Source organism: Kluyvera intermedia, assembly GCF_034424175.1.
GTDB classification, from domain to species: Bacteria; Pseudomonadota; Gammaproteobacteria; order Enterobacterales; family Enterobacteriaceae; genus Kluyvera; species Kluyvera intermedia.
Map to the genome: position 1 here is coordinate 2,434,350 of NZ_CP139986.1, position 14,719 is coordinate 2,449,068.

Genomic DNA, 14,719 nt, shown 5'->3' on the forward strand with positions numbered 1-14,719 from the left:
CCGGCCAAGCATCGCGCCGCCGGGTTTTTTATCCCGCAAAGAAAATACTAAACCTAATCTCAACCACTTTATCTTTTGCCACCAAAATTAAAAATACCACGCTATATTACGCCCGTTGAATTTATCTTTACCGCGTAGGAAAAATAAATTCACACTGCATCGTAATTAATAATCTTGTTAAGGCGAGGCTCCTGAATAAACATAAGTTATCGCCCTGATGGTATCGAGAGAGACCATAACAGGGAAATACAGGCATCCATCGAATCAAGGTGTTGCCAAGATAACTTCTGACGGTTCAATACCGGGCAGATACGTTGTTCAGTGCTAAAACCGGGACGTAGGGATTCATCTCAGATCTTCCAGTTTTGTTCGCCCTATAAGCGTATTTTTCTATAGGGAAATCCAATGTCACACATCAATGCAACCGTACCGTACTACCCAAACGACCAATACGCTGGGGATAATATCTTAGGCTATATGTCACGAAATTTTATTTCTCTGCCTGAGCACCTGAATGTAAAAGAGGCCCGAGAACTCTTCTTACAACAATTAAATGACGATCATTTCCCCTGCGCCGTATTTGTCGTTTCCGGCGATAACTTGCGTGGAATATTATCGACACGCAAACTGTTGCAGGCACCCGATGATAATCATCCTATGTCGCAGCTTATGGATACGGCGTTCTATCACGTTAGCCCAGATGACGCTCGTGATGTGGCCGCTGGGTTAATCGGCAAACACCATCTGACGCTTCTCCCGGTCATTGAAAACGGCAAACTTATCGGCTGTCTGAATGAAAAAGAGATAGACCAGATGTTAGCCGATGAAGTCACCGAAGACGCACAGCTCCAGGGCGCCACCCTACCGCTGGAAAAACCGTATCTGGAGATAAGCCCGGTTACGCTTTGGAAAAAGCGTGCCGTCTGGCTGCTGCTGCTGTTTATCGCCGAGGCTTACACCAGCACCGTGATCCAGCACTTTGAAGAAGCGCTGGAGTCGGCTATCGCGCTAGCATTCTTTATTCCACTACTGATTGGCACCGGGGGCAACAGCGGTACGCAGATCACCTCAACGCTGGTGCGCGCCATGGCGCTGGGTGAAGTGGGTATGCGCGATATTGGGCGTATTCTGCGAAAAGAGATGTCGACGGCGATGCTGGTCGCCATCACGCTGGGCGCGGCAGGCTGCCTGCGTGCGTGGATGATGGGCATTGGCCCGGAAATTACCTTTATCGTCAGCCTGACGCTGGTCTGCGTGACAATCTGGAGCGCGGTGGTGTCATCAGTGATCCCACTGGTCATTAAGCGCCTGGGCATCGACCCGGCGGTTGTCTCCGCACCCTTTATTGCGACACTGATTGACGGCACCGGGCTCATTATTTACTTCAAAATCGCCCAGCATTTCTTAGGCTTAAACTAACGCGCAGCCTCCCATTCCGTAGCCCGGCTTCGCTGCGCGCCGCCGGGGTTTGGCATCTTGCTCATTCCCGGCGGCGCGCAGCGAAGCCGGGCTACAGGATAAATGTGTCGCCGGTTGCCGGAGAGAGAACCTCCGGTAACCACAGTTTGCCCCACGCGCCGGTGCAGTGGCAGCCCATGATTTTATCGGGTTTTAGCTGCTGCAAAAACTGCCTGACCTGCCAAAGCGTGCGCGGTGAAGCGCTACGCAGATGAAAGCCACCGATGAGCGCATGAACCCTCTCGATGCCGGTGATCCTCTGGCAGTGCCGCACAATGTTAACGATCCCCCGATGCCCGCAGCCGGTAATAATTACCAGCCCACGCTCCGACAGATAAATCAGCACGCCTTCATCAATCACGTAATCCGTTTTATCGCCCGTTACGCCGTAGGCTTTGGGGTTATCAACAGCAATCTCACCTGACCAGATAAAACGCTCGCTAATTTGCAACGGCGCACGGGTGTATTCCATGCGGTGACGCGCGTAATCAATATCCAGTGAGAGTTTTTTGATTTTATGGCTGCGCCCCGCCACCTTTAGTGCGGCGTAGCGCGCGTTGCCGATGGTCGGGTGACAGATAATGCGGCTGTTGTCCGGCAGCGAGGGGACACCGCCGCAGTGGTCGTAATGACCATGTGAAAGCACCGTGGCGGTAAGGTTATCCAACGAAATCCCCATCCGCGCGGCATTATGTTGAAAACTGTCATCGGGGCCGGTGTCGAATAGAATAGAGGTGCTTTCATCCTCAAGCAGCAAACATAATCCGGCTTTAGCGCGCAGCCCGCTGTCTGCACTGCGGGCAAGCTGGTTTTCAAGTAACACGCGAATCGTTAATGCCATGTCATCTCATCCCTGACAGTTTTGTAGCCCGGCCAAGCGCAGCGCCGCCGGGGTTTGGCTCCTGGCTGCCCCGGCGGCGCTGCGCTTGGCCGGGCTACCGGTACCGGTTATTTTCCGGCATCTGGATGGGTATCAAATGCCGCCATCACCGCCGCTAACTCAGCCACGCTAAAGCCATATTTCGGATCGTCCACGCCAAGCCCAAAACGGCTTTGCAGCGCCTCATACAGTGCAGGAACGTCCTGAAAATCCACCTTTTCTACCACGTGGTTTTTATCCCAATGGGTAAAATGGAAATTGGTCAGCGTCATCTTACCGCCGTCAGGCAGATGGCGGCACATCAGCAGATGATGACGGAAATGTGACTGCGGCCAATGTGCTGACCAGAAGTTGCCCATCACATAATCCGACGCGTACTGGCGACCTAAATCAAAATGGTACATCGACTGCCAATGATCGTGGTGACTGAATTGCAGGATCCACTCCTGGTTCTCATACAGCAGACGATAATCGCCGTGCGGCGTCGACTGCGTAATATCCGCCAGCAGCTTAATGGGGGCGGTCAGGGTCTGGCCGCCGAAACCGACATCCGCAATCCAGCGTTCGCCGTCCACTTCCACCAGCAACAGTCGGTGGGTACGCGGCGGCATCTGCGGCGGATGCGCCAGCACCACGCGCCCCAACAGGCTACGGACATGAAAACCTATTTCGCGTAACGCACGCTCAAACAAGCCATTTTGCTCAAAGCAGTAACCGCCGCGACGGGCATTGACCAGCTTGTCTTCCAGCGCCCTGTCGTCAAGATGCATCTCACGCGGCAGAAGCACGTCGAGGTTCTCAAACGGAATCGCGCTATTGTGATGAATATGCAGGCTCCGCAGCGTCTCAATGGACACATCCGGCGTACCCGTCCAGCCCAGACGGGCAAAATACGCATTTAAAAAGGGGGTCATCAATGGCTCCAGCATTTGGTTTGCGTTCTTTATAGCGTATTTTTGCCCCTGCACTGACTGTTTTGTGCGATCGGTTGAGGTATTGATTACGTTTATATTGCGATTTAATGTGTTGCCAGACACACGCCCTTCTACACTAAGGATCCTCCATGAGCCGTTTTCGCCCCGTCGAACTACAGCACGCCAGCCGTTTACTTAACCACGGCCCGACTATTCTGATAACCAGTTATGACGCGGATTCAAAGCGCCGCAACGTGATGGCTGCCGCCTGGTCGATGCCGGTCGAATTCGATCCGCCGCGCATCGCTATCGTGGTGGATAAAGGGGCATGGTCGCGGGAGATTATCGAGCGCAACGGCACATTTGGCATCGTGGTGCCGGGCGTAGCAGCGGCGAGCTGGACCTACGCCGTCGGCAGCATCAGCGGACGCGAAGAGGATAAATTTAACGCCTACGGTATTCCGGTCATCACCGGGCCGGTGCTTGGCCTGCCACTGATTGAAGAGAAATGTCTGGCGTGGATGGAGTGCCGTTTACTGCCCGCCACGGCAGCGGCAGCCCAATACGATACGCTGTTTGGCGAAGTGGTTGCGGCATCCGCCGATGCACAGGCGTTTGTCGCCGGTCGCTGGCAGTTCGACGACGATAAGCGCAATACTCTGCATCATCTCGGCGCGGGAACGTTCGTTGCCAGCGGCAAGCAGATCCGCGCGAATACGCCAGATTAATGCAAAGCGTTGTAGGCCAGATAAAGCGAAGCTGCCATCCGGCAATCTGCACGCCTGTGCCAGATGGCGCTATGCTTATCAGGCCTACAGGGGGGATCGCTAAAGCGGATTACATGCTATAACCTGGTTTCTTGATTAGCGTATCCATCTGCGGCGCAATTTCATTATCCCACACCTGCTGCCAGTCGCTTTCCTGCACTTGATTAAGCGCCACGCTGACCGAGCGGTCTTTGGTGCTGAGATGACGGATGAGCACTTCGGTGATGTCCGCCGCCAGCGCGGTTTTCTGTTCTTCACTCAGCTCGCGGGGGAAACATTTAATATCAACGTGTGGCATGGGCAGGACTCCTTATGATTAGAGTCTTAAAGCTACCATAGCATGGCAAAAACGGCTGTCATTTCGTGCGCTAATCCCACGAATTATTTCACTTTTTCGGCCAACAAATTCGCCAAAAACGCTTTGGTCTCCCGCTGGTTTTTTAGCCGTACAAAACGGATATGCTGCCACTGTGGATCGTGCATATCACGTAGATAACGTTCACGGTTTTGCCGCCAGGTTTTTAACGTCCACAAAATGATTGAATCGCGGCTGGCAAACGAACGGCGGAAGCTTTCCCGGTTGCCCGTCCCAGGCCACAACTCCTGATGCCGTAAGGCTCTGGACGCCGCGCGGCAGACCGCCTGCCGCAAAGTGCGCCAAAAGCTGTAATCCACCCACACCACCATATCCACGTCGCGCCACTTCACCGGGCGGCTGCGATTATAATTGCCGTCCAGCACCCAACCCGGGGCAACGGTCGCCAGGCGGATTTTCTCGAACAGTTCGTCATCGGGCGTACCCTGCCAGTTTGGCCGCCAGTAGAGCGTATCCATTTCGATATAAGGCACAGACAACGCCTGCGCCAAACGTCGCGCAAGCGTCGACTTACCGACACCACTGGTTCCTACTACGTTGATTTTCATCGCTGACTCGCTTGCGTTTAAGGAGTTGCATCTAAACCTGCGACTATTACACTAAATTAATCAACTAAATACCATGAACCAGATTTATCAATGGCCACCATTACATGCTGAAAGACAATATTAACGATCTCATTTCATTCATGGTCGTCGCCCGCGAGCGCAGTTTTACCCGCGCCGCCGCACAGCTTGGCGTGTCGCAATCGGCATTGAGCCACGCGATGCGCAATCTGGAAAGCCGCCTCGATGTGCGTCTGTTGACCCGCACCACACGTAACGTTGCGCCGACCGAAGCGGGTGAAAAGCTCTATCAGCGTCTCAGCCCGCTTCTGCAGGATATTGATCTGGAGCTGGCTGCACTGCGCGATACGCGTGACCGCCCGGCGGGCAATATTCGCCTTACCGCTGGTGAACATGCGATGGATACCGTGCTGTGGCCGCGCATTAAGCCGTTTATGCAAACCTACCCGGATATCAATATTGAGGTTACCGTCGATAACGGTCTTACCGATATTGTCGACGAACGTTTTGATGCCGGTGTGCGGTTAGGCGAGCAGGTGGCGCGAGATATGATTGCCGTGCGCATTGCGCCGGATATGTGCATGGCGGTAGCGGCTTCACCGGCGTATCTGGCGGCCAACGGTATTCCCGAAACGCCGCATGATCTCCAGCAGCATCGCTGTATCAATATGCGTCTGCCTACCCGAGGCGGGCTGTATGCTTGGGAGTTTGAGCGCGATGGTGAACCCTTACGTGTACGGGTTGAAGGTCAGTTGATCCTTAACTGCCTACCCCAGCGGATAGATGCCGCCGAGGCCGGGTTGGGGCTGGTTTATGTACCGGAAGATTCGGTCAGCGAAGCCATTGCTGCCGGACGATTGCAGCGCGTACTGACCGACTGGTGTGTACCGTTTCCGGGGTATTATCTCTATTACCCGAGCCGTCGCCAGCACACCACGGCGTTTGCATTACTGGTCGAGGCGCTGCGCTATTCTGACGCTAACTAGCCGACTTCGGCTTCAAATCTTCATCAAACTCCAGCCGCTTACGGTCGGGCTCCGCCTCGGTCAGCGGTTGCACTTCAGAAAGCGTGTTTTGGCAGCGCTCTACCAGTACCTGGTACTCACGTGTGCCCTGCTTTTTCCACGTCAATTCTTGCTCGGTTAAGGTGCGAATCGCTTTTGCCGGGCTACCGACAATCAGATGGTTGGCGGGCATCTCAGCCCGGGCTTTCACAAACGCCGACGCGCCGACAATACTGTTTTCACCAATCGTCGCCCCGTCGATAATTACTGCGCTCATACCGACCAGCGCATTACGACCAATCACACAACCGTGCAGAATGGCACCGTGGCCGATATGCCCGTCTTCTTCCACCACCGTGTCCTGACCCGGAAAACCGTGCATCACGCAGTTATCCTGAATGTTGGCCCCATCTTTCACCACGATACGACCAAAGTCGCCGCGCAAGCTGGCGTTAGGGCCAACGTAAACCCCTTTGCCGAGGATCACGTCACCGATCAGTACGGCGGTCGGGTGAACGTAGCTTTCGTTAGGTACGACGGGGATCATTCCGTCCATCTGGTAAATCGGCATGGCTTCTCCTGTATTGGCGCGGTGTGCTCCCTCTCCCCAAAGGGGCGAGGGAACAGTGCGGCAATGTTTTCTCTTACAGTGCAAATAGTTGGCATCTTTTTTAGACTAATCCACCAAAGCGTTGGTAATAGAGCAGCCCCGGCGCGGGCAGTTCGCCCACCGAACTTTCGCCTTTTTCACTGACGAAAATCTGCGCACCGGGAGCAACGCGTTGATAGATGTTGATACACAGCTGACGCGCGGTTTGCCCCAGCCAGTGAGCAGGCAGCAGCTCCTCCGGCAACAGCGGATCTTTTAGCACCACGCGGCGATAAAAATGAATCAGCAGTAAACGAATCTGGAAGCAGCGTTCCGGCGTAAGATCTTCCGGCTCAGCATCACGTAGCAGCGGCAACAACGGACGAAACAGGGTGATAAACGCCTCGTACATGGCGTTCTGTTCGGTCAGATGCCAGCACTCTTCCACCCGCTCACGCAGCGCTGCACGGGAAAGCGCCAGCGGCGAGTGGGCTTCAAAGCAGATAACGTTTTCCGCCACGCCCGCTTCATGCAGCAACGATTGCACGTCCGCCAGCTTTTGCGACGGCGAGGCCAGCAGACTTGGCGCGAGGACGCCGAAACCCTGCCAGATCAACTGCTTTTTGACCTCAGCGAGGGTGTTTTTCTCCAGCCCTTCCGAGAGTAACAGCAGCCAGGTGCCGTCCCATTCGGGCGCACTGGCGCGATAAATTTTGTTCTCGGCGCGGCGCGTCAGGCGCAGACCTTTGTCGCTCAGGCGATAGAAGCTGCGGCGGCCAATGCGCACCACGTCCAGCCACTCTTCTTTGTTGAGGCGAAACAGCGCAGTGCGTACAAAGCGCTCGCCAAAGCCGAGTCCTTCAAGCAATGCCGCCACGCTGCCGAGCCACACTTCGCCGCCGCGCTGGGATAAGCAGTCGCCATATAACGAAGCGATAAGCGAGGTGCCGCTAATGGGCATCGCGGTCACCGCCTGCTGAATAAAGCTGTCGAGTTTGTCCATATGATTCATTCTGTTGTTATTTTTGTCCTTTTTGAATCATAGCACAGGAAATCCCGGAGGCGGTGCTACGCACCTGTCCGGGCTATGGGCTTGAGGCATCGGGTAGCCCGGACAGGCGCAACGCGCCGCCTCCGGGAGAAGGTGTTAACCATTAGCGGCGGCTTTACGCAAATCAAACACCCGGCACGCTTTGCCTTCGGAGCGTGGAATGCTGCCGCAGTTAACGATGCTGACATCGGTAGAGATCCCAACCATCGACTTAATACGGTGACGCAGATGGTGGCAAATCTGGCAGCGCTGCTCGTGGCTCAGCGCCAGACCGCTCTCTTTTAGCTCCACGCGCACGGAAAGTGAATCAAGATGCCCGCGGCGATCCACCTCCAGCTGGTAATGCGGCGCCAGATGTTCAATCTTGAGGATCTCTTCCTCCAGTTGCGATGGGAAGACGTTAACGCCGCGAATAATCAGCATGTCATCGCTGCGCCCGCTGATGCGATCCATCCGGCGCATGGTGCGGGCGGTGCCCGGCAGCAGGCGCGTCAGGTCGCGGGTGCGATAGCGGATCACCGGCAGCGCTTCTTTGGTCAGGGTGGTGAACAGCAGTTCGCCGTGCTCGCCGTCGGCCAACGGCGTGCCGTCTTCCGGGTTAACCACTTCCGGGAAGAAATGATCTTCCCAGATAGTCGGGCCGTCGCCGGTTTCAATACATTCCATCGCCACGCCCGGCCCCATCACTTCAGACAAGCCGTAAATATCCAGCGCGGTAATGCCGAGGCGACGTTCAATTTCGGCGCGCATTCCCGCCGTCCACGGCTCGGCGCCAAACACGCCGGTACGCAGCGAGCAGCCGCGCGCGTCGCCGCCCATCTGGCGTTCGAGTTCTTCAATCAGGTTCAGGCAGTAAGACGGCGTCACCATAATCATGTCAGGCTTGAAATCACGAATCAGCTGCGCCTGTTTCTCGGTTTGCCCGCCGGACATCGGGATCACCGTGGCCCCTAAACGTTCCGCGCCGTAATGTGCGCCCAGGCCGCCGGTAAACAGGCCATAGCCGTAGGCGACGTGGATTTTGTCTTTCGCCGTGCCGCCCGCCGCCCGCAGGGAGCGCGCCACGATATTGGCCCAGGTATCGATGTCGTTTTGCGTATAGCCAACGACGGTCGGTTTGCCGGTGGTGCCGGACGACGCGTGGATACGCACCACCTGCTCCATCGGCACCGCGAAGGTGTCGAACGGATAGTTATCACGCAGGTCCTGCTTGGTGGTGCAGGGAAACTTGCTTAGGTCACTCAGCTCACGGAAATCATCCGGATGAACGCCCGCCGCATCGAACTTACGGCGATACATCGGCACATTTTCATAGGCGTGTTTTAACGTCCACTTCAGACGTTCGGTTTGCAGAGCCTGTAATTCGTCACGCGATGCAGTTTCAATCGGATCTAATGTTGTTGTAGTTGTCATTTTGTAGGGTATCCGCAGGTCAATTAGCTCACACTCGCTCGAGGATCAGGGCAATGCCCTGGCCCACGCCAATACACATCGTACACAGCGCATAGCGTCCATTGCGTCGTTCCAGTTCCAACGTTGCCGCCAGCGCTAACCGCACGCCGCTCATTCCCAGCGGGTGGCCTAAGGCGATGGCGCCACCGTTGGGATTCACGTGTTCAGCATCATCTGCCAGACCGAGCTGGCGCATCACGCCCAGCGCCTGAGCGGCAAAGGCTTCGTTCAGCTCAATCACATCCATATCGTTAATATTCAGCCCGGCACGCTCCAGCACTTTACGCACTGCCGGCACCGGCCCCAGCCCCATAAACTTCGGCTCCACACCCGCCGTCGCCATCGCTACGATGCGTGCTCGCGGCGTCAGCCCCTGTACCTTTGCCTGTTCTGCGCTGGCAATAATCATCGCCGCCGCACCGTCGTTCACGCCGGAGGCGTTCCCGGCGGTAATTACGCCGCCTTTACGGAACGGGGTTTTCAGTGAAGAGAGTTGTTCGAGGGTGGTTTCCGCACGCGGATGTTCATCATCACGCACCGCGCTGACCGCGCCCTTCTTGCCGATAATCTGCACTGGCACAATTTCCTGCGCCAGAATGCCGTCGCGCTGAGCTTGTGCCGTGCGCTGCTGGCTGCGATAAGCAAAGGCGTCCTGGTCTTCGCGGCTGATATTTAACAATTCAGCTACATTCTCCGCCGTTTCCGGCATGCTGTCAGTTCCAAATTGTTGCTGCATGAGCGGGTTCACAAAACGCCAGCCGATGGTGGTGTCAAACATCTCCGCCTGACGCTGAAACGGCGAGGTGGCTTTGCTCATCACAAACGGCGCGCGGGACATGGATTCCACGCCACCGGCAATCAGCAGATCCGCATCACCGGCTTTAATCGCCCGAGCGGCAAAGCCAATCGCGTCCAGCCCGGAACCACACAATCGGTTGATGGTGGTGCCCGCCACAGAGTGCGGATAACCCGCCAGCAGCGTCGCCATATGCGCCACGTTACGGTTATCTTCCCCCGCCTGATTGGCGCAGCCGAAGATCACATCGTCGATGGCGCTGGCATCCAACTTCGGATTCCGGTTGAGTAATTCCCGCAGCGGAATGGCAGCCAGATCGTCGGCGCGAACGCCGGCCAGCGCGCCGCCGTAGCGACCAATCGGGGTACGAATGCCGTCACAAATAAACGCGTCACGCATTAGACTTCTCCTGTAATAGTGCCGCCGATGCGGTGCGATTTGCCGCGAAACAGGGCCACGATTTTTTGCTGCTGATTGATAATTTCAATGTCGTAAACGCCGGTCAGTTTGCCCTGCTGCTTGACCCGCGCGGTGGCGGTCAGCAGTTCACCAACAAAGGCCGGACGCAGGAAATCGATACTGGCGGCAGACGCCACCGCCGCCAGCCCCTGACTGTTGCAGGCGTAGGCGAATGCGGTATCTGCCAGCGAAAACAGTTGTCCGCCGTGGCAGGTTTGATGGCCGTTCAACATATTCGGTGACACCGCCATGGTCATCTGCGCGTAGCCTTCGTCCATTTCGATAATCTTGATACCCAGCGTTTTGGCGCAGGTATCGTTCTCATACATGGCGCGGGCGTTGCGCCAGGCTTCATTACTCATGACGCATCTCCAGTAGCGCTTTTTCGCGCAGCAGCGCACTCGGGCGATAGCGTTCTTCGCCGTAATGCTGTTGCAGGTTCTCCAGCAGACGCAGGACGCGCCCCCATCCCAATGAGTCACCCCAGCCAATCGGGCCGTGCGGGTAATTAACGCCCAGACGCATGGCGGTATCGATATCCTCGGCGCTGGCAACGCCTTTTTGCAGCGCGTCCAGCGCTTCATTCGCCAGCATCGCCACCGTGCGCCACACCAGCAGGCCGGGGTAATCGGCGATGTGCAGCACCTTTTTGCCCTGCTGCTGGAAGAAATAAACCGCTTTATCGGTGGCGGCTTGTGGATTGGTGGCAGCACTCGCCAGCACCACCGTGTCGCCCGCCGCGTAGTCGTACACCACCACCGGGCGGTTGTGCTGCACACTTAAGGCCAGCGCGGTTTCACCCGTGGTTTCCAGTAGCAGCACATCGTCTAATTCAGTGACAACGTCACGCTTGATATTTTCCGCAGCACAGTGCGCTGACACCACAGCCAGCGCCAGTTCCGGCTGTGCTTCAACAGGCCAGCGATAAACACCGTGACCGCTTTTCTTACCCAGACGCCCGGCAATGGCCAGCTCCTGTTGCAGCAGCGACGGCAGAAAACGTCGGTCCTGCCAGAAAGCGTTAAACACCGAACAGGTCACCGCAAAATTCACGTCCTGGCCGATAAGGTCGGTCAGCGCCAGCGGCCCCATCGGGAACCCGCCGCCGTCGCGCAATGCGGCGTCAATCACTTCAGGCGCCGCCACCTGCTCTTCCAGCGCTCGCCAGGCTTCGGCGTAAAACGGCCGCGCCACGCGGTTGACGATAAAGCCCGGCGTTGAACGACAGCGCACCGGCTGTTTACCCCAGGCGCTCACACACTGGCACAGTTGCTCAACCACTTCGGCTGAGGTTGCCAGCCCGCTGACCACTTCGACCAGCTTCATCACCGGTGCCGGGTTAAAGAAATGCAGACCCGCTACGCGCTCGGGGTGTTTAATGCCAGCGGCAATGGCGGTAATGGAAATCGACGAGGTATTGCTGGTCAGCAGCGTCGACGGGGAGCAGATCTCCGCCAGCTGGCTGAACAGCGCCTGTTTGATCTCCAGACGCTCGGACGCCGCTTCAATCACCAGTTGCGCATCCGCAAGCTGATTCAGTTCAGTTGCCGGAGTAATACGAGCCAGCAGCATCTGTGCTTGCTCGGCGCTGATTTTCCCGCGACTGATGCGGGAATCCAGACGCTGGGCAATACCGTCGATGGCGCGAGTAATCGCGTCGGCGGAAATGTCATACAGCAGCACCGAATGCCCGGCGCTGGCAGCCACTTCAACAATGCCCGCGCCCATGGTGCCGCCGCCAATCACGGCGACGGTGTGGAGTGTTTGCGTCATGAGTTATTTCCCGCTGAACTGTGGAGGACGTTTGCCGAGGAAGGCGCTGACGCCCTCGCGATAGTCGTCGCTGCGCCCGGCAAGGCGCTGGAAATCGCGCTCAACGTCAAGCTGGTCATCCAGGGAGTTGGTTTCCGCCAGCTGCAACGCTTTCTTGATGAGCCCTAAACCGTAGGTGGGCTGAGAGGCCAGATGGCGCGCCAGCGTCAGGCTGGTGTCTTTCAGCTCTGCGTCATCCACCAGTTGCCAGATCATGCCCCACTGCGCGGCTTGTTCTGCGCTCAAGCTGTCGCCCAGCAGCATCAATCCCATAGCGCGGGCGCGGGTGGTGACGCGCGGTATTACCCAACTTCCGCCGCAGTCCGGTACCAGGCCTAGCTTGCTGAAAGCCATCACAAATTTCGCAGAACGCGCCGCCAGCACGATATCGCAGCCCAGCGCCAGCGTGGCACCGGCACCTGCCGCTACGCCGTTGACCGCGCAAATCACCGGTTTCGGTAACGCAGCTAAGCGGCGCACCAGTGGGTTATAAAAACGCTCCACCGACATGCCTAAATCCGGTGCGGGGCCGCTTGGGTCAACGTTACGATCGTTCAGATCCTGTCCGGCACAAAAACCGCGCCCGGCACCGGTAATCAGCAGGCAGCGAATGGTCTCGTCGCGTTCAGCCTGCTTCAGGCAGTCGGACAACTGCTGGTGCATGGCGTCGTTAAAGCTGTTGAGTCGGTCCGGGCGGTTCAGGGTGATGGTCATCACGCCCTGGTCGATATCGCTAAGAATGAATGCGTCCACGGTTAACGTCCTTTGAAGGCTGGGGTGCGTTTTTCTAAAAAGGCAGCGATGCCTTCGCGACGGTCTTCGGTGGCGCTCAGCACGGTAAACAGCTGGCGCTCCTGGGTTAGCCCGGCCTGCAAACTGACCTCCTGCGCCAGACGTAACGACTGTTTGGCGGCACGCAGCGCCAGCGGTGAGTGACGGGCGATGGTCGCCGCCAGTGTCAGCGCGTATTCGTCAGAAAGGTTGGCTGGATGGATATCGCTGACCAGCCCGGCCTGCTGTGCCCGCTGGGCGTCAATGCTTTCACCGCTGAGCACCATGCGGCTGGCCAGCGCTTTTCCGACGCTACGAATCAAACGCTGGGTGCCGCCCGCCCCCGGCATGGTGCCGAGGGTGATTTCCGGCAGACCAAAGCGGGCGTTATCCCCGGCAATCACCAGGTCGCACAGCAGCGCCAACTCGCAGCCCGCGCCCAGCGCGTAGCCGTTGACCACCGCAATCAGCGGCTTGTTAAAGGCATCGATACGCGCCCATAAGCGCGGGCGAATATCATCAAAAGTGGCGGGCAAATCTTTTTCTGCCATTTCGTTGAGATCGGCACCTGCCGCGAAATAACGGGTATTACCGCTAATCACGCAGACACTAATGCTCTCGTCCGCCGCCGCACTTTCCAGCGCCTCGGCAAGCTGGGTCAGCATCGCGTTATTCAGCGCATTACGCGCCTGCGGACGGTTTAGCGTCAGTTGTAAAACGCGGTCGTGACGGGTAATGAGGAGTTCGCTCATGCCATCCCCCGCGCATCAAAATCCACCACCACATCGCCGCTGGTTGGCAGCGCCTGACAGCTCAGCACATAGCCCGCCGCCAGTTCGTCGGCTTCGAGGCTGTAGTTGGCGGCCATCGCCACTTCGCCGCGCACCACTTTGCATTTGCAGGTGGCGCAGACGCCGCCTTTGCAGGCGAACGGCAGGTCGGCCCCCTGGCGCAGTGCGGCGTCGAGGATGCTGTCGTCTTCGGCAGAGAGTGAAATCAGACGCTCGCGACCGTCCTGACGCAACGTCACCGTGCGCCCTTCGGCCTGTACGCCGGTGGCGCGCTTGACGCTGGTGCCTGGCGTATTGAAACGCTCCAGGTGAATGGCTTTTTCCGGCATTCCCAGCGCACGCAGCGTGGTTTCAGCATCGTCCATCATCGCCGACGGGCCGCAGATAAAGGCGTCGTCAAAGCGGCTAAAATCGAGCAGATGCTCAGACAGCGCGCGCAGTTTGTCGCCGTCGATGCGCCCCTGTAACAGGTCACTGTCCATCGACTCCTGGCTGAACAGATGAATCACTTGTAAACGCTGCGGATAGCGGTCTTTCAGATCGGCCAGCGCCTGACGGAACATCATGCTGTGGCTGCTGCGGTTGCCATAGATCAGGGTGAAGCGGCTGTCGCTTTCCATCGCCAGCGTGGTTTCGATAATCGCCATCATCGGCGTGATCCCGGAACCGGCGGCGATCGCCAGATAGTCCGCGCTGCGATCGACCTGTGGCTGGTAGCCAAAGTGACCCTGCGGCACCATCACCTCAAATTCCATGCCCTGCTGGATATCGCTCTGGGCGAAGCGTGAAAAACGGCCACCGTCGATGGCTTTCACCGCCACGCTAATTTCTGCCGGTGAGCGGCTGCGGCAGATGGAGTAGCAGCGACGCAGTTCTTCGCCACCAAGACGGGTTTTCAGCGTCAGATGCTGGCCCGGACGGAAGGCGTAGGCGCTGCGTAGCGCGTCGGGTATGGCAAAGGTGATGGTCACCGCATCGCGGGTTTCCGGCTCAACATTTGCCACGGTAAGCGAATGAAATGTTGTCATCGCGA

Annotated in this window: 16 protein-coding genes and 1 riboswitch; of the genes, 3 read left to right on the forward strand and 13 right to left on the reverse strand. The window is 57.4% G+C overall.

All coding sequences use genetic code 11. The features are described 5' to 3' along the window. Positions 1–166 precede the first annotated feature (166 nt). A riboswitch (M-box (ykoK) riboswitch) is annotated at positions 167–350 on the forward strand. A 55-nt stretch (positions 351–405) separates the two neighbouring features. Next, complete coding sequence (locus tag U0026_RS11750) at positions 406–1,419, forward strand: magnesium transporter (RefSeq protein WP_062773557.1); 1,014 nt, start codon at positions 406–408, stop codon at positions 1,417–1,419. A gap of 91 nt (positions 1,420–1,510) precedes the next feature. Here the strand turns inward: U0026_RS11750 and U0026_RS11755 are convergent, their stop codons facing one another. Further along, positions 1,511–2,299: an MBL fold metallo-hydrolase gene (locus tag U0026_RS11755; protein ID WP_062773554.1), complete on the reverse strand. Its 789-nt coding sequence runs from the start codon at positions 2,297–2,299 to the stop codon at positions 1,511–1,513. 107 nt (positions 2,300–2,406) lie between these two features. After that, positions 2,407–3,252 (reverse strand): N-hydroxyarylamine O-acetyltransferase, encoded by an 846-nt coding sequence (gene nhoA, locus U0026_RS11760; RefSeq protein WP_062773551.1) that lies wholly within the window; start codon positions 3,250–3,252, stop codon positions 2,407–2,409. A gap of 149 nt (positions 3,253–3,401) precedes the next feature. Between nhoA and U0026_RS11765 the strand changes: the two genes are divergently transcribed. Then, positions 3,402–3,980 carry a flavin reductase family protein gene (locus U0026_RS11765; protein WP_062773548.1) on the forward strand — a complete coding sequence of 193 codons (579 nt, stop codon included), beginning with the start codon at positions 3,402–3,404 and terminating at the stop codon, positions 3,978–3,980. Positions 3,981–4,089: 109 nt separating this feature from the next. Here U0026_RS11765 and pptA read toward each other — a convergent pair whose 3' ends face one another. Both pptA and U0026_RS11775 read right to left on the reverse strand, forming a co-directional pair. Continuing rightward, positions 4,090–4,317 carry a tautomerase PptA gene (gene pptA / locus U0026_RS11770; protein ID WP_062773545.1) on the reverse strand — a complete coding sequence of 76 codons (228 nt, stop codon included), beginning with the start codon at positions 4,315–4,317 and terminating at the stop codon, positions 4,090–4,092. An 83-nt stretch (positions 4,318–4,400) separates the two neighbouring features. After that, positions 4,401–4,943, reverse strand: coding sequence for an AAA family ATPase (locus U0026_RS11775; RefSeq protein ID WP_062773542.1), 543 nt, complete (start codon positions 4,941–4,943; stop codon positions 4,401–4,403). 104 nt (positions 4,944–5,047) lie between these two features. Here U0026_RS11775 and U0026_RS11780 point away from each other — a divergent pair, with 104 nt between their 5' ends. Further along, entirely contained in the window at positions 5,048–5,947 is a 900-nt protein-coding gene (locus tag U0026_RS11780) for a LysR family transcriptional regulator (protein ID WP_062773539.1), read from the forward strand. Here U0026_RS11780 and paaY read toward each other — a convergent pair. The 9 genes from paaY to paaE all read right to left on the reverse strand — a co-directional run bounded on the left by paaY (position 5,940) and on the right by paaE (position 14,714). Further along, positions 5,940–6,536 (reverse strand): phenylacetic acid degradation protein PaaY, encoded by a 597-nt coding sequence (gene paaY / locus U0026_RS11785; RefSeq protein WP_062773537.1) that lies wholly within the window; start codon positions 6,534–6,536, stop codon positions 5,940–5,942. The two genes, U0026_RS11780 and paaY, sit on opposite strands and share 8 nt — an antisense overlap. Before the next feature lie 100 nt (positions 6,537–6,636). Continuing rightward, complete coding sequence (paaX, locus tag U0026_RS11790; protein WP_164717396.1) at positions 6,637–7,557, reverse strand: phenylacetic acid degradation operon negative regulatory protein PaaX; 921 nt, start codon at positions 7,555–7,557, stop codon at positions 6,637–6,639. A gap of 144 nt (positions 7,558–7,701) precedes the next feature. Further along, positions 7,702–9,018 carry a phenylacetate--CoA ligase PaaK gene (paaK, locus tag U0026_RS11795; protein ID WP_062773531.1) on the reverse strand — a complete coding sequence of 439 codons (1,317 nt, stop codon included), beginning with the start codon at positions 9,016–9,018 and terminating at the stop codon, positions 7,702–7,704. Positions 9,019–9,046: 28 nt separating this feature from the next. Further along, positions 9,047–10,252 carry a 3-oxoadipyl-CoA thiolase gene (gene pcaF, locus U0026_RS11800; RefSeq protein WP_062773529.1) on the reverse strand — a complete coding sequence of 402 codons (1,206 nt, stop codon included), beginning with the start codon at positions 10,250–10,252 and terminating at the stop codon, positions 9,047–9,049. Then, on the reverse strand, positions 10,252–10,674 hold the full coding sequence (paaI, locus tag U0026_RS11805) for a hydroxyphenylacetyl-CoA thioesterase PaaI (protein WP_062773526.1): 423 nt from the start codon (positions 10,672–10,674) through the stop codon (positions 10,252–10,254). Before paaI ends, pcaF begins: the two co-directional genes overlap by 1 nt. Beyond that, positions 10,667–12,085: a 3-hydroxyacyl-CoA dehydrogenase gene (locus U0026_RS11810; protein WP_062773523.1), complete on the reverse strand. Its 1,419-nt coding sequence runs from the start codon at positions 12,083–12,085 to the stop codon at positions 10,667–10,669. The genes paaI and U0026_RS11810 overlap by 8 nt, the downstream gene beginning before the upstream one ends. Positions 12,086–12,088: 3 nt before the next feature. Beyond that, positions 12,089–12,877, reverse strand: a complete 789-nt coding sequence (gene paaG, locus U0026_RS11815) for a 2-(1,2-epoxy-1,2-dihydrophenyl)acetyl-CoA isomerase PaaG (protein ID WP_062773520.1) — start codon at positions 12,875–12,877, stop codon at positions 12,089–12,091. 2 nt (positions 12,878–12,879) lie between these two features. Then, a complete protein-coding gene (gene paaF / locus U0026_RS11820) occupies positions 12,880–13,647 on the reverse strand; it encodes a 2,3-dehydroadipyl-CoA hydratase PaaF (protein WP_062773517.1) in 768 nt (255 codons plus the stop codon). Continuing rightward, positions 13,644–14,714 (reverse strand): 1,2-phenylacetyl-CoA epoxidase subunit PaaE, encoded by a 1,071-nt coding sequence (gene paaE / locus U0026_RS11825; protein WP_062773515.1) that lies wholly within the window; start codon positions 14,712–14,714, stop codon positions 13,644–13,646. Before paaE ends, paaF begins: the two co-directional genes overlap by 4 nt. Between the last annotated feature and the right edge of the window lie 5 nt (positions 14,715–14,719).